This window comes from Bradyrhizobium sp. Pha-3 (genome assembly GCF_042258325.1).
Taxonomy (GTDB): domain Bacteria; phylum Pseudomonadota; class Alphaproteobacteria; order Rhizobiales; family Xanthobacteraceae; genus Bradyrhizobium; species Bradyrhizobium elkanii.
Window position 1 is genome coordinate 8,266,455 of record NZ_CP170151.1, and the last position, 18,546, is coordinate 8,285,000.

Consider the following 18,546-nt stretch of genomic DNA (forward strand, 5'->3'; position numbering starts at 1 on the left):
GTCCCTGATGTAAGCAGGATTGATCAACCAGGGGATCGCGGGAGATTCGGGCAGGGAATTCCTTAATCCATGAACCTCTTCGACCTTGCCATCATCGTCGGATTGGTGTTCGCGGTGGTGACCGGCTTCACGACCGGCCTGTTGCGCAGCGCGGTCACCATCCTGGCCTATCTCGTCGCCATGCCGCTTGCGGTCGCCGCGCTGGCGATGATCGGGCCCCACATCGCGACACTGCCGTCGTCGCCGTTTCCGCCCAATGGCGTGCTGCTGTTCGGCCTCTTCCTCCTGTTCGGCGTCATCCTCGGGAAAATGGCGCGGACGATGCTCGACGACACCATCGGCTCGGAGATCGGGATCGGCGACCGCCTCGGCGGCGCGCTGCTCGGCGCCATCAGGGTCGGTCTCGTCGTGACCACGCTGGTGCTGGTGTTCGATCAGCTGGTGCCGCTCGCCAGGCAGCCGCAGTTCCTCAACGGATCGCAATTGCGACCGCTGTTCTCCGCGGCCGGACAGGCCGGATTCCGCTCGCTGCCGCCCGAAGCCACCATGGCGATCGAGCGGCTGCGGCGCGAGCAACGCATCTAGCCTCCTGCCTGCCCCAACGTGCTCACCCGCCTGTTCCTGCCCGGCATGCACTTATGCATTGCACGTCCCTTATCGGCGCCGCCGAGCTTGGCTAGAATGGCGCCATCAAACCTTTACAAACCTACCCGACATCACAGGGAGTGAACCGTGGATCTTGGAATCAAAGGCCGCCGCGCCATCGTCTGCGCATCAAGCAAGGGACTGGGCCGCGCCTGCGCGATCGCGCTCGCCAATGAGGGGGTGCATGTCACCCTGACGGCGCGCGGCGCCGAGGCGCTGAAGCAGACCGCCGACGAAATCCGCAAAGCCCACCCCGGCGTCACCGTCACCGAGATCGTCGGCGACATCACGACCCCGGCCGGGCGCGAAGCCGTGCTCAAGGCCTGCCCCGATCCGGACATCCTGATCAACAATGCCGGCGGCCCGCCGCCGGGCGATTTCCGCAACTGGACCCGCGACGACTGGATCAAGGCGATCGACGCCAACATGCTGACGCCGATCGAGCTGATCAAGGCCACCGTCGACGGCATGATGGCGCGCAAGTTCGGCCGAATCGTCAACATCACTTCGGCCGCGGTGAAGGCACCGATCGAGATCCTCGGTCTGTCCAACGGCGCCCGCGCCGGCCTCACCGGCTTCGTCGCCGGCCTGTCGCGCAAGACCGTGATCAACAACGTCACCATCAACGGCCTGCTGCCGGGCCCGTTCGAGACCGACCGCCTGCGCGGCACCGCGAAGCCCGAGGCCGAGAAGCGCGGCATCTCGGCCGAGCAGGTCCTGGCCGAGCGCGCCAAGCTGAACCCCGCCGGCCGCTTCGGCGATCCCGACGAATTCGGCTATGCCTGCGCCTTCCTGTGCGGCGCAAAGGCCGGCTTCATCACCGGGCAGAACCTGCTGCTCGATGGCGGTGCCTTCCCGGGCACGCTCTAGTGCCGCCGATTTGAAGCTCCTGCACTATATGCGGCGAGACCGATTGGGAGCTTCAAATCGGTCAAGCGGCACTAGAGACCTATGACTCTTGCCAGCGCCCTCTTGCTTTCCGCAGTTCGCACAAGAGGTCGCTGGACGAGTTCACGAACTTCGGAAAAGGGACGCTAGATGAGAGCGGTCTGGTACGAACGGACCGGTGCGGCGCCGACGGTGCTCACCGTCGGCGAGATGCCGACGCCGGAAGCCGGTCCCGGCGAAGTCCGGGTTCGCCTCGAGGCGTCCGGCGTCAACCCAGCCGATGTCGGCCGCCGCAGCGGCAATTATCGCGCGATGGAATTTCCACGCGTGATCCCGAACAGCGACGGCGCCGGAATCATCGACCAGATCGGCGAAGGCGTCACCCGCTTTGCAATCGGCGATCGCGTCTGGCTGTTCAACGGCCAGCGCAACGGCCGCGCCTTCGGCACCGCGGCCGAATACATCACGCTTGCCGACTATCTGGTGACGCCGCTGCCGCAGGACGTGTCGTTCGCGGCCGGCGCGACGCTCGGCATCCCCTGCATGACCGCGTGGTGCGCGCTGTTCGCGGACGGCCCGATCTCCGGGCAGACGGTGCTGGTCACCGGCGGCGCCGGAGCGGTCGGTCACTACGCCGTGCAATTGGCAAAATGGGGCGGCGCACGCGTGATTGCGACTGTCAGTTCGCAGGTCAAGGACGTCGAGGCGCGGCTCGCCGGCGCCGACACCGTCGTCAACTACCGGACCGAGGATGTCGTCTCGAAGGTGATGGCCTTCACCGAGAACCGCGGTGTCGACCGCGTGATCGACGTCGATTTCGGCGGCAATCTCGCGACCACGCTGAAGATCATGGCGATGAACTCGACGATCGCGGTCTACGCCACCAGCGGCAACCGCACGCCGACGTTGCCGGTGCGCGAATTGATGGAGAAGTGCATCACCGTGCGCTCGCTGGTGCTGTTCGCGCTGCCGCAGCCGCTGCTCGCGGCCGCGCAGGCCGACATCACCCAATGGCTGACATCGGGTACCCGCGTGCACAATATCGCCGGGCAATTCGCGCTCGCTGAGACCGCCGACGCCCATCTCGCCGTCGAGAAGGGCGACAAGATCGGCACCGTGATCGTCGACTGCGCGCGGTAGTACGGTTTCGCTTCCTACTCCCTCTTGCCGTTCTTACGGGGAGAGGGTTGGGGTGAGGGGCTGTCACGGCGAAGAAGGTGATAGCGCAGTATGCGGAGACTCCCCCTCACCCGGAATTCAAGCTTCGCTTAAATTCCGACCTCTCCCCGCAAGCGGGGGCGAGGTAAGGAGAACAGCACGCTTCTACTGCCTACTGGATCGGCGTGATGCGCTCGTCACTCGGCGACAGGCCGAACTCGTCGAGCCCTTCGGCGAGGAAATCGCCGAGCATGGGCTCGCCCAGCAGATAGCTCGCGGTACGGCCGTTACGCCCGCGGGCGGCTTCGCGGCGGAGATCGGCCCATTCCTCGATCGTGCCGTCGCCGCGGCCGAGCCGCATCAGCGCGACGAGGTCGACCTGTTCGTCCTCGCTCAACGCGTCGATGAAGCCGGTGATCTCGCGCGCCACCGGATCGTTGCCGTCGTCCTCCAGCACGTCGATCATCTCGTCGTCGGCGCCGTTCGAGCCGGAGTCCGGATCGACGATCCCCTCCTTGACATCGAATTCCCGCGCCTTCTCGATCAAGAAGCCAACTTTTTCAGGGGAGATTGCGAGTTCCGGCATTGCACACTCCTTCTTCCAACGAGGCGGTAACGCAGGAGGCGCCGACTTGATCCATTGCGCCGGCGTGCGGAAACCCGCATGGTCGGGCAAGAGCAACAAAAAACAGAGGGCACGCCGCATGCAATGGACGATCGGCAAAGTCAAAATCACAAAGGTCGTCGAGCTCGAGACCGTCGGCAGCACACGCTTCATCCTGCCGCTGGCCGGCCGGGAGGAGATCCAGAGCCTGCCCTGGCTGATCCCGCATTTCGCCAACGAGGAGGGCCGGCTGAAAATGTCGATCCATTCGCTGCTGGTGGAGACGCCGGAGCACCGCATCATCGTCGACACCGGACTCGGCAACGACAAGCAGGGCCGCAACGTGCCGACCTGGAACAACCGCAGCGATCCGTTCCTGGAGAAGCTGACCGCCGCCGGATTTGCCCCTGACAGCATCGACACCGTGCTGTGCACGCATCTGCATGTCGATCATGTCGGCTGGAACACCAAGCTCGTCGGCGGCAAATGGGTGCCGACCTTCGCCAATGCCCGCTATGTGTTCGGCAGGACCGAATACGAGCACTGGCGCGACCACAGCGACGATCCCGCGCATGCCGCCGTCTTCGCCGATTCCGTGAAGCCGATCGCGGATGCCGGCAAGGCGGAGCTGGTGCCGAGCGACCACCGCCTGACCGAGGAGATCACGCTGATCCCGACGCCGGGACACAGCCCCGGGCACATGAGCATCCACATCAGGTCCGGCGGCGCGGAAGGACTGCTCACCGGCGATGTCGCGCATCATCCCTGCCAGATGTATCACCTCGACTGGTCGTCGACCGCGGACTCCGACCAGAGGCAATCGGCCGCGACGCGGCGCGAATTGTTCTCGCGCTTTGCCGACACGCCGACGCTGGTGATCGGCGGGCATTTCAACGCCGGCCACATCAAGCGCGACGGCGACGCGTTCAGGTTCGTCGCGCTGAGCTAGAACGACATGGCTCTACTTCTCATCGAACAGCGGACTCCGCTCCACCTCGCCCCGCGTGCGGGGAGAGGCATAGGCCGCCTTCGGCGGCCGTTCTCAAGAACGCCGAAGCGGAGCTTCGGCTATGACGCATCGTCAGATGCAATCCGCGTGAGAGGGAGCCTCCGCAAGCGCAGGGCTATCGCATATGCCCTTGGCGACCGCGCAAGTGCTGGGCCTCGTGGTTCAAGACGCGCCGCAAGCGGCGCTCCTCACCATGAGGGTCTACTATTGTGCCGCAAAACAAGACCTCATCCTGAGGAGCCCGCCGAAGGCGGGCGTCTCGAAGGATGGCTACGAGGGCACCGCCACGAAATGCGATAGCCCTGCCCGCTAGCGGGAGAGGGAGCGCAGTCTTATCCGGCCTCGTTTCCTAGATCAAACTGGCGCGCGCGAGGAAGAGCGCGTCGGCTTCGCTGGCGGCGATCGCGGCCGGATAGGGCAACGCCTTGGCCCGTCCGGGAAGGTTGCGCTCGAGCTCGGCGCGCTCCTCCGCGTCATCGGCGATATAGACGGTGACCCGGATCAACCGGCCGAGCTCGGCCTTGCGCGCCTTCATCCACAGCACCATCGGCTTGCCGGCGGCGACCTCCGGCTGATCGTTGACGTTGACGATCACGGCAATCGGACGGCTTGCGGCGAGAAGCTCGCTGTATTCCGCGGTCCAGTCGCAGCCGTCCTGCTCGGTCTGCAGATGGCCGGTTGCGATGAAGATGCCGGGCTCGGCCTCGCGAAAGAATTTCATGGAAGCTTCCTCATGATGACGGCGCCTGACCGTGCCGATCGCGCGACGGCGGCGGGGCAGAAGTATCTATCGACTGACGGTCGGTCAATGCATCTAAGCCATTTCAAAGCCATTCTAAATATGCGATCCAAGAATCGGATATCAGGTACGGATGGATGCTGACGGTATGATCGGGAAGCGGCAGGCGGCAGCCACGCGCGGCGCGGCGCAACGTTGGAGACGGACCCAGCCCGCCGAGGTCAGGGTCGACGACCTGATGTCGGCTGCGGCGGCCCTCTTCATCGCGAAGGGCATCGAGGCCACCACGATCGACGACATCGCCGCCCGGGCCGGCGTCGCGAAGGGCACCTTCTACCACTACTTCGCGACCAAGGCGGATGTGATCATCGCCCTGCGCACGCGCTTCGCGCAGGACTTCCTCGCCCGGGTGGCGGCGGCGATCAGCGAACGTGCCGCGGACGATCATCCCGGACGGCTGTCGGCCTGGTTGCGCGGCGCCGTCGGAACCTATCTCGCCAATGTCGAGCTGCATGACGTCGTGTTTCACGACTTCCCGCATCATCAGCGGCAGTCGCAAGAAAAGGACGACGTGATCGCCCAGATCGTCGCCGTGCTGGAGGATGGCAGGACAGCCGGCGTCTGGGCGTTCCCGGACGCCCGCAGCGCGGCGCTGATCGTGTTCGACGGGATGCATGCCGTGGCCGACGATGCGATCGTCGCGGGCACGCGCGATCCCGAGCCACCGTGCCGCCTGCTGGAAGAGATGTTCACGCGGATGCTGGCGGCGCCCCGTCCGCGATCCTGACCGGCGACTGAAGGAACGGCTCAGAGCGGCCACGCCGGAAGGTGATGGCTGCAATGCCATGGCCGTGAAGCGGTTGAATTTCCCGGCGCGCTGTTCCATGAAGCGTGTCGAGGTATACCAGTAACAATTCCTCAGGACATCGTAGGGAGTGATCAACATGAAGCTTGTTCGTTATGGCGAAAAGGGTGCGGAAAAGCCTGGTCTCATCGACAAATCTGGCCAGCTCCGCGACCTCTCGGCCCATCTGAAGGACCTGACCGGCGACGCCTACACGCCGGAGTCGCTGAAGAAGCTTGCTGCCCTCGATCCCGCCTCCCTGCCCGCCGTCGCCGGCAAGCCGCGCTTCGGCGCCCCCGTCACCGGCATCTCCAAATTCGTCGCGATCGGCCTGAACTATTCCGACCACGCCAAGGAAACCGGCAACCCGATCCCGTCCGAGCCGATCTTCTTTCTGAAGGCCAACACCGCGCTGTCCGGTCCCAACGATCCGGTCGAGAAGCCGCGCGGTTCGACCAAGCTCGACTGGGAAGTCGAGATCGCCGCCATCATCGGCACCCGCGCCAAGTATGTCTCGGAGGCCGACGCGCTGAACCACGTCGTCGGCTACTGCATCTGCAACGACGTCTCCGAGCGCAATTTCCAGATCGAACGCCTCGGACAGTGGACCAAGGGCAAGTCGCACGACACGTTCGGCCCGGTCGGCCCGTGGCTCGCCACCAAGGATGAAATCGCCGACGTGCAGAAGCTGTCGATGTGGCTCGACGTCAACGGCCAGCGCCGCCAGACCGGCACGACCTCGACCATGATCTTCACGATGGCGAAGTGCATCTCCTACGTCTCGCAGTTCATGACGCTGCTGCCCGGCGACATCGTCACGACCGGCACCCCGCCCGGCGTCGGCACCGGCATGAAGCCGCCGCAATATCTCAACGTCGGCGACGTCGTGACGCTCGGCATCGAAGGCCTCGGCGAGCAGCGCCAGGAAATCGTTGGGGCTTGAGGCTCGCGCGATCGTCATCCTGAGGAGCCGCGAAGCGGCGTCTCGAAGGATGAGCCAAGGACACCGTCATTCCAGCGGATGGGTGACGAGATAGTACTGATCGTTGCCCATCCTTCGAGACGCGCGCCGATGGCGCGCTCCTCAGGATGACGGTGGTGTACTCGGACAGAGGTCATCTTCATGAAACTTACCTTCTCTCCCGCCTCCCCGTTCGCCCGCAAGGTGCGCATCGCGGCGATCGAGCTTGGCCTGATCGACAAGATCGAGCTGGTGCCGGCGACCGTCGCGCCCGGCACGGCCAACGACGAATATTCCAAGATCTCGCCGCTCAAGAAACTGCCGGTGCTGATCCTCGACCACGGCGACGTCATCCTCGATTCCTACGTCATCGTCGAATATCTCAACGAGCTCGGCGGCGGCCGGCTGATCCCGGGCTACGGCCCGCGGCGCTGGAAGCTGAAGACCGATCATTCCCTGCTCAACGGCATGCTCGATTCCATGCTGCTGTGCCGCTACGAGAAGATGGTGCGGCCGCAGGGCTCGCTGTGGCAGGCCTGGCACGACGATCACTGGAACAGGGCCTGGGCCGGCATGGCGCGGTTCGAGAACCGGCCGGACGTGCTGAACGGCTCGTCGTTCGACATCGCGCAGATCGGCCTCGTTTGCGTGCTCGGCTATGCCGATTTCCGCTTCGCCGATTGCGGCTGGCGCAAGGCCTATCCCAAGCTCGACGCCTTCTACCAGAAAATGCTGGAGCGGCCGTCGGTGAAGATCTCGGCGCCGCCAGCGGCGTAACCAGGGCAACAGCGGGGAGCATGTGACGCGCGAATGTCTCCCCGCCTCTCACCTCCCGGCGCAGGTCTTGTGCATCGCCGGCCGGGCTCAACCACGACCGGTTAATATCCCGCCGTCATTGTCGCGATCTCGACCTTGTGATGATGGCGGCGGCAGCCCGGTACGGCCAGCCCAAGGAAGGCCTTGCGGCGATGATATCCTTGCCAACATCATCATTCCCGCCGTGCGCGACGCGCACTAGAATTTTCTTGCGCGTTTTCTTCACGCGAACCGGACTCCACCTCGCTCGAAAACGCTAACGCCAAGGAATCACCATGAGCCTGAAGTTTGCCGCCGGCGATCTCACCATTCATCGCATCGTTGAGCAGGAGACCACGTTCCTGCCCGCGCACGACATGCTGCCCGGGCTGACGCCGGAAGTGCTCGCCGAGAACCGCGGCTGGATGCAGGCCACCGGCGCGCTCGACGACAGCGACACGCTGATCCTGGCGTTCCAGTCCTATGTCGTGAAGACGCCGCACCACACCATCCTGATCGACAGCTGCATCGGCAACGACAAGCCGCGGCCGGCGCGGCCGAAATGGAACATGAAGACCGATGACACCTATCTGCGCAGTCTGGCGTCAGCCGGCTTCTCCGTCGCTGACATCGACTATGTGATGTGCACGCATCTGCATGTCGATCACGTCGGCTGGAACACGCGGCTGGAGAACGGCCGCTGGGTGCCGACCTTTCCAAACGCGCGCTACATGTTCGACAAGGCCGAGTTCGACTACTGGACCGAGAGCAACGCGAAGGCCGAGGTCCCGCCTTTCGTGGACAGCGTGCTGCCGGTGGTCGAGGCCAAGCGGGCCGAGATCGTCGGCCATGATTTTGCGATCGGCGACCATGCCCGCATCCTGCCGACGCCCGGCCACACGCCGGGCCACGTCGCCTTCGCCTTCGGCCGCGGCAAGGACGCTGCGGTCTTTTCCGGCGATCTGATGCACTCGCCGATCCAGACGCATTATCCGGAACTGTCGGCGAAGTTCGACGTCGACCAGGCGCTAGCCGCGAAGACGCGGCGCGGCTTCCTGGAGCGTTATTGCGATACCGACACGCTGTGCTGCCCCGCGCATTTCCCTTCGCCGTCGATCGGCAAGATCAGGCGGAAGGGCAACGGGTTCGTGTGCGAGACGGTGTAGGCGACGCCCCTTGCTCGGTTCACCTCGCCCCGCCTGCGGGGAGAGGCATAGGCCGCCTATGGCGGCCGTGCTCAAGAACGCCGAAGCACAGCTTCGGCTATGTCGCTTGCAGCGAAGCGAAATGCGATCCGGGTGAGGGAGTACAGGTCTCTCGGCTTACACCTCCTCGCGGAGAGAGCCCCTCACCCCAACCCTCTAAGAGCGAGCTTCGCTCGTCTCGACCCCGTAAAGAACGGGGAGAGGGAGAAGATCAATCGAACAAACTCGGCGTGTGGTTCACGATCGCGCCTTCGATCTGCAGCATCTTCAGCTTGGTGACCACGCCGCCATTGGCCGAGAAGCCGCCCGGCTTGTTGCCCGCCGCCAGCACGCGGTGGCAGGGCACCACGATCGGGCACGGGTTGCGGCCGAGCGCCTGGCCGACGTCGCGCGACAGCTCGACGCCGCCGAGCTGCTTGGCGATGTCGCCATAGGTCACGGTCTTGCCCGGCGGAATTTTCCGCGCGATGTCGTAGACGCCACGGTTGAATTCCGGCACGCCGTCGAGATCGAGCACGATGTCGGCGAGGTCGTTCGGCTTGCCGGCGAGCAGCTCGACCATGCCGTCGATCGCGTGCTGCACCTCCGCCGGCGGCGCCGCCTCGGTGACCTCGCCGTTGCGCTGGAAAATCCGCTTGCGGGTCTTCTCCTCGGTGCCCATCGGCAGCTGCACGCCAGTGACGCCGTGCTCGCCCCAGACGACGCCGCAGGCGCCGATCATGGTCTCGAAGATTGCAAAATGCTGGCCGGTCATGGCTCGCTCCAGATGTTCCCTTCAGCTCTCGCGTGAGCCTGCTGTTGATCCGGAATCTAGGCTTGGAGAATGTTGCTATCCACCCGAATTCCGTGGGAACTTCGGCCAAATCAACAACATCTACCTCCTCTCCGCGAGCCCAAAATGCACAGCCTCCACGTCAACGGTTTCGATATGCCCTATCTTGATGTCGGAGAGGGCCCGCCGCTGGTCTGCGTGCACGGTTCGCTGTGCGACTTCCGGATCTGGTCGGCGGTGCTCGGCCCGCTGACGCGCCGGCACCGCGTGATCGCGGTCAGCCTGCGGCATTTCTTCCCGGCGCATTGGGACGGCGTCGGCGACACCTATTCGATTGCGCAGCATGTCGATGATGTGATCGCCTTCATCGAGGCCTTCGACACCAGACCGGTCGACCTGATGGGACATTCCCGCGGCGGCCATATCTGCTTCCGCGCCGCGCAGCGGCGGCCCGACCTGTTGCGCAAGCTGATCCTCGCCGAGCCGGGCGGCGAGCTCGACGAAACCCTTGATCCCGATTTCAAGCCGGGCCCCTCACCGCTGGCAGCACGCTTCGCGGCCTGTGCGGCGGAAATCGCCAAAGGCGATATCGACGGCGGCTTGCAGATCTTCATGGACGCGCTCGAAGGCCCCGGCGCGTGGAAGCGGATTCCGGCTACCTCCAAGCAGCTGCTGCGCGACAATGCGACCACGCTGATCGGCCAGACCCGCGACCAGCGCCCGCCATTCTCGAAGGCGGACGCGGAAGCGATCAAGACACCGACGCTGTTCATCGGCGGCGCCAACACCAAGGGCGTGCTGCCGAAGGTGCTGCACGCCCTCGCCGCAAACGTGAAGGGTTCGCGCACCGAGCTGATCCCGGGCACCACGCATCCGATGTTCGAGCAGGCGCCGCAGCGCTACTGCGAGATCGTGCTGGAGTTCTTGGCGGCATAGGCGGTGCACCCTCTCCCCTTGTGGGAGAGGCGAAGCAAGAAGGTTACTCTCTCACACCTTCCAGGCGCCGACCGGCTGGCGCACGGCGACGTTCAGCCGGTTCCAGACGTTGATCGCCGCGATGCCCAGCACCAGGGACGCGAGCTGCTGTTCGTCAAAGTGCTTGGCAGCCTCGTCCCACACGGCGTCCGTCACCGGATCCTCGCGGTCGCTGAGCCGGGTCATCGCTTCGGTCAGCGCCAGCGCGGCGCGCTCGGCCTCGGTGAAATAAGGCGCATCGCGCCATGCGCCGACCGCGAACATCCGCTCGTCGGTCTCGCCGGCGCGCCGGGCGAGTTTCGGATGCATGTCGACGCAGACGCTACAGCCATTGATCTGGCTGGCGCGCAGATGCACCAGTTCCAGCAGCTTTTCCGGCAATGCCGGTTTGGTGCTCTCGCTCAGCGCCTGCAACGCCTTCATGGCCTCGGGAACAACCATCACCGGGTGGTTCATGCGGGCTTTCATCATGTCATTCTCCTGATTTGCCTTTTGACGGCGCCGCGCCGATCTGTTGTCACATCGGCGCGGTCTCGTTCGTCATGGCCATGACGGAGCGGACAAAGGGAATGTGACCGATGGACGAGAAAAATTCTCTCACCGAACAGTTCGAGGCCAACCGGCCGCGCTTGCGGGCCGTGGCCTACCGCATGCTGGGCTCGACCGCCGAAGTCGACGATGCCGTGCAGGAAACCTGGCTGCGGCTCGGCCGCACCGACGCTGCTGCGGTCGACAATCTCGGGGGATGGCTGACCACGGTGATCGCGCGCATCTGCCTCGACATGCTGCGCTCGCGCAAATCGCGCCGCGAGGAGCCGATCGGCCCACATGTGCCGGAGCCGATCGCGGACAATCCGTCCGAGCGCGAGACCGAGCTGGCCGATTCCGTCGGCGCGGCGTTGCTCGTGGTGCTGGAAACGCTGGCACCGGCCGAACGGCTGGCTTTCGTGCTGCACGACATGTTCGCGGTGCCGTTCGAGGAGATCGCGCCGATCGTCGGCCGCACGCCGGCCGCCGCGCGGCAGCTCGCCAGCCGTGCCAGGCGTCGCGTGCAGGGTACGCCGCCCGCACCGGATGCCGATCTCAGCCGGCAGCGCGGCATCGTCGAGGCCTTTCTTGCCGCCTCCCGCAACGGCGATTTCGAGGGGCTGCTGGCCGTGCTGGCGCCTGATGTCGTGGTGCGCGCCGATCAGGCCGCGCAGCGGCTCGGCTCGCTGCCGGTCATCCGCGGCGCCACAGCGGTGGCCGAAAGCTTCAAGGGACGCGCGCAGGCGGCGAAGCCCGCGCTGGTCGACGGTGAGATTGGCGTTGCCGTCATCTTCGGCGGCGCGCTGCGCATCGTGCTGCGGGTCACGATCTCAGGCGACCGGATCGCGGCGATCGATGCGACCGCCGACGCCTCGGAGATCGAGACCTTCGATGTCGAGGTGCTCGAGCGCAGCTGACACAGCTGGAGGCCGACAAGTCGCAATGCTAGTGTCTCAATGCACCTGCGCAGGGAGGACGATCATGAAACTATCGATCAAATTGCTCGCGTCGGCCGGCCTGCTCGCCCTTGCCTCCTCCTCCGCCTTTGCCGCCGCAGACGAAAAACTGCGCGCGGCCGCCGAGCAGGCCCAGCCGGCGGTGATCGAGAGCCTGCACGACATGGTGCTGATCGAGTCAGGCTCCAGCGATGTCGAAGGCCTGAAGAAGATGGCCGACCACACCGAGGCGCGGCTGAAGGCGCTCGGCGCCAGGACCGAACGCCGCAAGACCACGAAGGGCGCCGGTGCCGACATGGTGATCGGCAGCTTTGAGGGCACCGGCACGAAGAAGCTGATGCTGATCGCGCATATGGATACGGTCTATGAGCACGGCATCCTCGACACCCAGCCCTACAAAATCGACGGCACCAGGATCTATGGACCCGGCATTGCCGACGACAAGGGCGGCATCGCCGTCATCCTGCATTCACTGAAGATCCTGAACGATGCGGGCTGGCGCGACTACGCCAAGCTCACGGTGTCGTTCAATCCGGATGAGGAGGTCGGTTCGATCGGCTCCGGCGAGATCATCGCCGAGCTCGCCGACCAGCACGATGTGGTGCTGTCGTGCGAGCCGGCGGTTGCGCCGCCGGTCGCGAAAAATGAGAGCCTGCTGCTTGGCGCCAGCGGCACCGCCACCGGCACGATCGATGTCAAGGGCAAGGCCTCGCATGCCGGCGCGGCGCCACAGCTCGGCCGCAACGCGCTAATCGAGCTTGCACATCAATTGCTGCAGACCCAGGACGTCGCGAAATCGATTCCGGGCACGCAGCTGAACTGGACCACCGCGAAGGCCGGCACCGTGCGCAACCAGATCCCCGATCATGCCACCGCCGGAGCCGACATCCGCCTCACCATTCCCGACGGCGTGCAAAAGCTGCAGGCGGCGCTCGACGAAAAGGTGAAGAACAGACTGATCGCGGACACCGAGGTGACCGTGAAGGTCGTCGCGGGCCGTCCGCCCTTCGTGGCTGACGATCGCGGCCGCGCGCTCGCGAGGCAAGGACAGGCGATCTACACCGAGCTCGGGCGCACGCTCGACATCGCGGAAATGACCGGCGGCGCAACCGACGCCGGCTACGCCGCGCGCAGCGGCAAGGCCGTCGTGGTCGAAAGCTTCGGCCTCGCCGGCTGGGGCTATCACGCGCGCGACGAATACATCGACACCAACTCGATCGTGCCGCGGCTCTATCTGATGACGCGGACGCTGATGGAATTGGGCAAGGCGAAGTAGCGGGGCGCGGAGGCGCAGCAGCATCCTTTGAATGAGCGCGCCAATCTTTAGCGCCGGCGCCCCGGGGCCACCCCTCTCCCCAACCCTCCCCCGCAAGGGGGGAGGGAGCCTAACCGATGTGCTCACCTCACCTGATTAAACCTCCGCCGGATGCACGGGGCGGCGGTGCCACCTCTCCGACCGCCTTATAAATCAACGTTATTTCAATCGCTTAGTATTTCTGTGTCCTCCCGCCTTGACCACTTTTGCAACCCGCAGTAGGCTCATTTTCGAACACGGAATTCCGTATTCCAATTTGGACGGTCGGTATGATCCCGTTGGATCCGCTTCCAAACCTCATCGACCAGGTTTACGGGCGATTGCTCGAAGCGATCATCGACCGCACGCTGCTGCCTGGCCAGCGCATCACCCAGAACGAACTTGCCGATCGGCTCGGCGTCTCGCGCCAGCCGATTTCGCACGCGCTGCATCTGTTGCATCGCCAGGGCCTTGTCGCGGAGAGCGGCAAACGCGGCTTCGAGGTGACGCAGCTCGATCCGCAGCGCATCCGCGAACTCTATGAAGTCCGCGGCGCCATCGATGCGCTGGCGGCGCGGCTTGCCGCTTCGCGTGTCAAAGCGGATGCCGCGGCCCGCGCGCAACTCGAAGCCGCGCTCGAAGCCGGACGCGCGATTGACGACGGCACGCCGCTGGCGCGCCTGATCGCACTCGACGTCGATTTCCACAGCGCGATCTATCGCCTCGCCGGCAATTCCGCGATCGAGGAGATGATCGCGCCGCAATGGCCGCATATGCGCCGCTCGATGGCAACCGTGCTCGCCGAGCTCGATTACCGCGGCAGCGCCTGGACCGAGCACGAGACCATCGCCGCGCATGTTTTTTCCGGCAACGCCGCAGCGGCAGAAGCCGCGGCGCTGGCGCATGCGCAAACGGCAGGGCGGATGACCGAGGAGAAGCTGAGGGCAATCGACGTGGCAGCGTGAACCGCCGGCCGACCTCATCCTGAGGAGCGGCGCAAGCCGCGTCTCGAAGGATGAGCCAGCGAGGCCTCATGGTTCGAGACGCGCGAAGGCGCGCTCCTCACCATGAGGGGAGACAGAATAACAACAGGAGGAAAGCACCATGAAACTGACCCCAGATCAGGTCGAATTTTTCCATCGCGAAGGCTGGCTGTTCCTGCCCGAGCTGTTCAGCCAGGAAGAGGTCGATTTCCTCGCGCGCGAGGCGGTCTCGATCTATGACGCCAACCGCCCCGAGGTGTGGCGCGAGAAGAGCGGGGCGCCGCGCACGGCCTTTGCCGCGCATCTCTACAATGAGGCGTTCGGGCTCCTCGGCGCGCATCCGCGCATGATCGATCCGATCGAGCAGCTGTTCGGTGAGAAGGTCTACATGCATCAGTTCAAGATCAACGCGAAGGCGGCCTTCACCGGCGACGTCTGGCAGTGGCACCAGGACTACGGCACCTGGAAGCGCGATGACGGCATGCCGGAGCCGCGGGCGATGAACATCGCGATCTTCCTTGACGAGGTGATGCCGATCAACGGCCCCTTGATGCTGGTGCCGCAGAGCCAGACCGCGGGCGATTTGAAGGCCTCGCACGATCTCGAAACCACATCCTACCCGCTGTGGACGCTGGACGAAGAGACGGTGACCCGCCTCGTGAAGCAGGGCGGCATCGTCGCGCCGACCGGCAAGCCCGGCGGCATGCTGATGTTTCACGGCAATCTGGTGCACGGATCGAGCGGCAACATCACGCCCTACCCGCGCAAGATCGTCTACCTGACGCTGAACGCGGTCTCGAACTACATCCGCACCCCGACGCGGCCCGACTACATCGCGCACCGCGACTTCACGCCGATCCAGACCGTCGCCGACGACGCGCTGCTGCGGCTCGCCCGTGCGCCGCGGCAGGCGGCGGAGTAAAGTCTTCGACCGTCATTCCGGGGCGAAGTGTAGCGTCGAACCGCAGATGCGCAATTGCGCATCGGGGAATCTCGAGATTCCGGGTTCGACGCTACGCGTCGCCCCGGAACGACCCATTTGTTTGGAAAGCATCATGAACCTGCATCACCTCCTGAAAACCCGCGCCGCCGCCGGCAAGCCGGTGCGCGTCGTCCTGATCGGCGCCGGAAAATTCGGCTCGATGTTCCTGTCGCAGGTGCCGCACACGCCGGGGCTTGAGGTGCCCGTGATCGTCGATCTCGACCGTGACCGCGCCCGCGAGGCGTGCCGCACCGTCGGCTGGGACGATGCGCGGATCAGCGCCACCACCTTCACCGACGACGGCGCGCGTGCGATCGCCGGCGGCGCATTCGATGTCGTGGTGGAAGCGACCGGCAATCCCGCCGTCGGCATCCGCCATGCCCGCGCGGCGATCGCCGCCGGCAAGCATGTCGTGATGGTCAATGTCGAGGCCGATGTGCTGGCGGGGCCGCTGCTCGCCGAGGAGGCACGCAAGGCCGGCGTGGTCTATTCGCTTGCCTATGGCGACCAGCCGGCGCTGACGGCCGAGATGGTCGATTGGGCGCGCGCGACAGGCTTCCGCGTTGTCGCCGCCGGCAAGGGCACCAAATACCTGCCGGCCTATCACGACGTCACGCCGGAGGGCGTATGGCAGCATTACGGGCTCACCGCCGGCGAGGCGCAATCCGCCGGCATGAACCCGCAGATGTTCAACTCCTTCCTCGACGGCACCAAATCCGCGATCGAGATGGCGGCGATCGCCAATGCCTGCACCCTCGACGTGCCGTCGGAGGGATTGCTGTTTCAGCCCTGCGGCGTCGACGACCTGCCGCATGTGATGCGGCCGCGCGACAAGGGCGGCGTGCTGGAGAAATCCGGCATCGTCGAAGTGGTGTCGTCGCTGGAGCGCGACGGCCGTCCGGTGTTTCGCGATCTGCGCTGGGGCGTTTATGTGGTGCTGGAGGCGCCCAACGATTACGCCGCCGATTGCTTCAGGCAGTACGGCCTCAAGACCGACGCCTCCGGCCGCTATGCGGCGATGTACAAGCCGTATCATCTGATCGGGCTCGAGCTGAACATCTCCGTGCTGTCGGCGGCGCTGCGCAACGAGCCGACCGGGCAGCCGCGCGGCTTCCGCGGCGACGTGGCGTCGGTGGCAAAGCGCAATCTGCGCGCCGGCGAGATGCTCGACGGCGAAGGCGGCTACACGGTGTGGGGCAAGCTGATGCCCGCCGCCGCCAGCCTCGCCGCCGGCGCACTCCCGATCGGGCTTGCCCATCGGGTGAAGCTGAAGAGCGACGTCGCGCATGGCGCTGTCGTGCGCTGGAGCGATGTCGAGGTCGACGAGACGAGCGACACGATCAAGACGCGCAAGGCGATGGAGCAGGCGTTTTCGCGCTGACACTCGAACCACGACGTCCTTCACCTCTCCCCGCCCCTTGCGGGGAGAGGTCGGATCGCCCCGGCGATGCTAAGCATCGTCCGGTGCGATCCGGGTGAGGGGCGAGGCACGGTGCTCAACAAGCTCTGTTCTGCCCGCCGGATAGAAGCCCCTCACCCCAACCCTCTCCCCGTAAGAACGGGGAGAGGGAGCAGAGAGAGCGCGGGCTGAACGACTTACGGCAGCAGCCGGCTCGCTTTCGCCAGCCTGAACCATTTGTGGAACATCGCCTCGGTATCCATCATCTCGGTGAAGCCGGCCTGGTTGATCTTCACCGTCGAGACGATCGACGGCGGACCCGATTCAGTCTGTCCGTAGCGCATGCTGTAATCGGCATATTGGAACGACAGGCCGACGAACTCTTCGAGTCCGGGCGCGATCAGGTCGTGCTTCCGGCGCAATTCGTCCCACGACGCGATCCATTGCGGCCAGGCCTGCGCCAGCGACAGCGGCACGTGCCGGCCCGGCGTCATCTCGAGCGCATCCGATACCGCCGGCCAGATATTTTCCCAGGTGAAAACGTCGCCATTGGTGACATTGAACGCTTCGTTGCGCGCGGCCTCGGCGTCACCCGACCAGGCGATCGCGCGTGCCAGCAGATCGACATCGACCGCCTGCGCGACGCGCGGCGCGCCGCCCGGATAATCCAGCGGCCTGCCCTGCGCGCGCAGCACCGCGGCATAGACGCCGAGCGGCGGGATCAGGTCCATCGCGCCGCCCATGGCTTCGCCGATGATCAAGACCGGGCGCAGGATGCTCCAGCGCCAGCTCTTGCCCCGCTGCAGCTCGCGCAGGAAATTCTCCTGCGCCCAATAGAAATTCGGCTGCTCGTACATTTCGGAACGGCCCTCGCGCGCCGGCACCGTGAGCGGCCGGACATGCACGCCATAGGCCTTGGTGCCCTGCAGCAGCGCGACATGCTTGAGATCGGGCGCGACGGGTTCGAGCACGCCCATCAAATTGCGCAGCATCCGGTCGTTGGTTTCGATCTGCCCGGCATCGCGCCAGCCATCGACCAGGCTGGGCGCCTCATAGAGCGCGGCGTAGATCAGGTGCGTTGCGCCGCCGAGCTCGGCCGCGGCGCGACGGCAATCCTCCGCGCTGGTGAGATCGATTCGCACATGCCGTGCGCCGTAGAGATCGCGTGGCTTGCGGCGCGACAGCGCAATCCGCTCGCAATCGTCGGATGCGCCGAAGTGTCGCAAGGCGGCGTTGCCCACGAGGCCGGTCGCGCCGGCAACCACGACTTTCTTGTTGGCCATGTCCTTGAACTCCCATCAACCCACCCACCCTGCGTAGCAGATCGCGGCAAGGCCGGCAGCCATCGCGGCGGGTATCAGATGAGACCGACAGCGCCGATTGTCCTTCGCACCTGCAACGAAGGCAGGCGCTTGATTTCCTCCGGCAAACGATCATCCTGACCGGCGGAACCGGAAACTCGGATTTCCACAACAAGAGCCCGTCGAGGGCCACCGGACACATTCATCACAGAACGTCGATCGATCGGCGAAGAAAGACGACACCAAGATCGTTCCCCTTGTCGAGGTATCGGCACACAGGAGGGATACGCATGAAGCGTCGTGAATTCTTGAAGGCAGGCGGCGTCGGGCTGGCTGCGACAGCGGTCGCCGCGCCCGCGGTCGCGCAATCGATGCCCGAGGTCAGGTGGCGGCTCGCGGCGAGCTGGCCGAAGGCACTCGATACGCTCTATGGCGGGTGTGAATTCTTCTGCAAGCGCGTCGCCGAGATCACCGACAACCGCTTCCAGATCCAGTCGTTCGCCGCCGG

At 65.2% G+C, this 18,546-nt stretch carries 20 protein-coding genes (1 of these 20 cut by a window edge); 15 read left to right on the forward strand and 5 right to left on the reverse strand.

The window, feature by feature from the left end; all coding sequences use genetic code 11:
* Positions 1-69: 69 nt before the first annotated feature.
* From ACE10X_RS39525 to ACE10X_RS39535, 3 genes are all read left to right on the forward strand, one after another.
* The gene (locus tag ACE10X_RS39525; protein WP_304557196.1) at positions 70-585 is read left to right on the forward strand and encodes a CvpA family protein; all 516 of its coding nucleotides are present in this window, start codon (positions 70-72) and stop codon (positions 583-585) included.
* 147 nt (positions 586-732) lie between these two features.
* The gene (locus ACE10X_RS39530) at positions 733-1,515 is read left to right on the forward strand and encodes an SDR family oxidoreductase (protein ID WP_038385271.1); all 783 of its coding nucleotides are present in this window, start codon (positions 733-735) and stop codon (positions 1,513-1,515) included.
* A gap of 168 nt (positions 1,516-1,683) precedes the next feature.
* On the forward strand, positions 1,684-2,673 hold the full coding sequence (locus tag ACE10X_RS39535) for an NADPH:quinone reductase (protein WP_038385272.1): 990 nt from the start codon (positions 1,684-1,686) through the stop codon (positions 2,671-2,673).
* A gap of 190 nt (positions 2,674-2,863) precedes the next feature.
* Here ACE10X_RS39535 and ACE10X_RS39540 read toward each other — a convergent pair whose 3' ends face one another.
* Positions 2,864-3,277, reverse strand: a complete 414-nt coding sequence (locus ACE10X_RS39540) for a DUF3775 domain-containing protein (RefSeq protein ID WP_038385273.1) — start codon at positions 3,275-3,277, stop codon at positions 2,864-2,866.
* Positions 3,278-3,395: 118 nt separating this feature from the next.
* Between ACE10X_RS39540 and ACE10X_RS39545 the strand changes: the two genes are divergently transcribed.
* Positions 3,396-4,244 carry an MBL fold metallo-hydrolase gene (locus ACE10X_RS39545; protein WP_038385301.1) on the forward strand — a complete coding sequence of 283 codons (849 nt, stop codon included), beginning with the start codon at positions 3,396-3,398 and terminating at the stop codon, positions 4,242-4,244.
* A gap of 409 nt (positions 4,245-4,653) precedes the next feature.
* Here the strand turns inward: ACE10X_RS39545 and ACE10X_RS39550 are convergent, their stop codons facing one another.
* Entirely contained in the window at positions 4,654-5,025 is a 372-nt protein-coding gene (locus ACE10X_RS39550) for a hypothetical protein (protein ID WP_038385275.1), read from the reverse strand.
* Positions 5,026-5,191: 166 nt separating this feature from the next.
* On the opposite strand from ACE10X_RS39550, the gene ACE10X_RS39555 reads away from it, so the two are divergent.
* From ACE10X_RS39555 to ACE10X_RS39570, 4 genes are all read left to right on the forward strand, one after another.
* Positions 5,192-5,830 carry a TetR/AcrR family transcriptional regulator gene (locus ACE10X_RS39555; RefSeq protein WP_038385302.1) on the forward strand — a complete coding sequence of 213 codons (639 nt, stop codon included), beginning with the start codon at positions 5,192-5,194 and terminating at the stop codon, positions 5,828-5,830.
* Positions 5,831-5,987: 157 nt separating this feature from the next.
* A complete protein-coding gene (locus ACE10X_RS39560; protein ID WP_038385303.1) occupies positions 5,988-6,830 on the forward strand; it encodes a fumarylacetoacetate hydrolase family protein in 843 nt (280 codons plus the stop codon).
* A 180-nt stretch (positions 6,831-7,010) separates the two neighbouring features.
* Positions 7,011-7,625 carry a glutathione S-transferase family protein gene (locus ACE10X_RS39565; RefSeq protein WP_038385276.1) on the forward strand — a complete coding sequence of 205 codons (615 nt, stop codon included), beginning with the start codon at positions 7,011-7,013 and terminating at the stop codon, positions 7,623-7,625.
* A gap of 314 nt (positions 7,626-7,939) precedes the next feature.
* A complete protein-coding gene (locus ACE10X_RS39570; RefSeq protein ID WP_038385277.1) occupies positions 7,940-8,809 on the forward strand; it encodes an MBL fold metallo-hydrolase in 870 nt (289 codons plus the stop codon).
* A 250-nt stretch (positions 8,810-9,059) separates the two neighbouring features.
* Here the strand turns inward: ACE10X_RS39570 and ACE10X_RS39575 are convergent, their stop codons facing one another.
* Entirely contained in the window at positions 9,060-9,602 is a 543-nt protein-coding gene (locus ACE10X_RS39575) for a methylated-DNA--[protein]-cysteine S-methyltransferase (RefSeq protein ID WP_038385278.1), read from the reverse strand.
* 144 nt (positions 9,603-9,746) lie between these two features.
* On the opposite strand from ACE10X_RS39575, the gene ACE10X_RS39580 reads away from it, so the two are divergent.
* The gene (locus tag ACE10X_RS39580; RefSeq protein WP_038385279.1) at positions 9,747-10,556 is read left to right on the forward strand and encodes an alpha/beta fold hydrolase; all 810 of its coding nucleotides are present in this window, start codon (positions 9,747-9,749) and stop codon (positions 10,554-10,556) included.
* A 51-nt stretch (positions 10,557-10,607) separates the two neighbouring features.
* On the opposite strand, the gene ACE10X_RS39585 is transcribed toward ACE10X_RS39580, so the two are convergent.
* Complete coding sequence (locus tag ACE10X_RS39585; RefSeq protein WP_375764645.1) at positions 10,608-11,063, reverse strand: carboxymuconolactone decarboxylase family protein; 456 nt, start codon at positions 11,061-11,063, stop codon at positions 10,608-10,610.
* 110 nt (positions 11,064-11,173) lie between these two features.
* Here ACE10X_RS39585 and ACE10X_RS39590 point away from each other — a divergent pair, with 110 nt between their 5' ends.
* The 5 genes from ACE10X_RS39590 (at position 11,174) to ACE10X_RS39610 (ending at position 16,719) form a co-directional block, all read left to right on the forward strand.
* Positions 11,174-12,040 carry a sigma-70 family RNA polymerase sigma factor gene (locus ACE10X_RS39590; RefSeq protein ID WP_038385280.1) on the forward strand — a complete coding sequence of 289 codons (867 nt, stop codon included), beginning with the start codon at positions 11,174-11,176 and terminating at the stop codon, positions 12,038-12,040.
* 64 nt (positions 12,041-12,104) lie between these two features.
* Positions 12,105-13,355, forward strand: a complete 1,251-nt coding sequence (locus ACE10X_RS39595) for a M20/M25/M40 family metallo-hydrolase (RefSeq protein ID WP_038385281.1) — start codon at positions 12,105-12,107, stop codon at positions 13,353-13,355.
* A gap of 308 nt (positions 13,356-13,663) precedes the next feature.
* Complete coding sequence (locus ACE10X_RS39600) at positions 13,664-14,338, forward strand: GntR family transcriptional regulator (protein WP_038385282.1); 675 nt, start codon at positions 13,664-13,666, stop codon at positions 14,336-14,338.
* 139 nt (positions 14,339-14,477) lie between these two features.
* Positions 14,478-15,278, forward strand: coding sequence for a phytanoyl-CoA dioxygenase family protein (locus ACE10X_RS39605; RefSeq protein ID WP_038385283.1), 801 nt, complete (start codon positions 14,478-14,480; stop codon positions 15,276-15,278).
* A 133-nt stretch (positions 15,279-15,411) separates the two neighbouring features.
* On the forward strand, positions 15,412-16,719 hold the full coding sequence (locus tag ACE10X_RS39610) for an NAD(P)H-dependent oxidoreductase (protein ID WP_038385304.1): 1,308 nt from the start codon (positions 15,412-15,414) through the stop codon (positions 16,717-16,719).
* 215 nt (positions 16,720-16,934) lie between these two features.
* Here ACE10X_RS39610 and ACE10X_RS39615 read toward each other — a convergent pair whose 3' ends face one another.
* On the reverse strand, positions 16,935-18,020 hold the full coding sequence (locus tag ACE10X_RS39615) for an NAD-dependent epimerase/dehydratase family protein (RefSeq protein ID WP_038385284.1): 1,086 nt from the start codon (positions 18,018-18,020) through the stop codon (positions 16,935-16,937).
* Positions 18,021-18,328: 308 nt separating this feature from the next.
* Here ACE10X_RS39615 and ACE10X_RS39620 point away from each other — a divergent pair, with 308 nt between their 5' ends.
* A protein-coding gene (locus tag ACE10X_RS39620) for a TRAP transporter substrate-binding protein (RefSeq protein ID WP_028341905.1) crosses the window boundary here: on the forward strand, positions 18,329-18,546 show its beginning. The gene runs 871 nt beyond the window's last position; 218 of the gene's 1,089 nt are visible here — the first part of the coding sequence; it begins with the start codon at positions 18,329-18,331; the stop codon falls past the right edge of the window.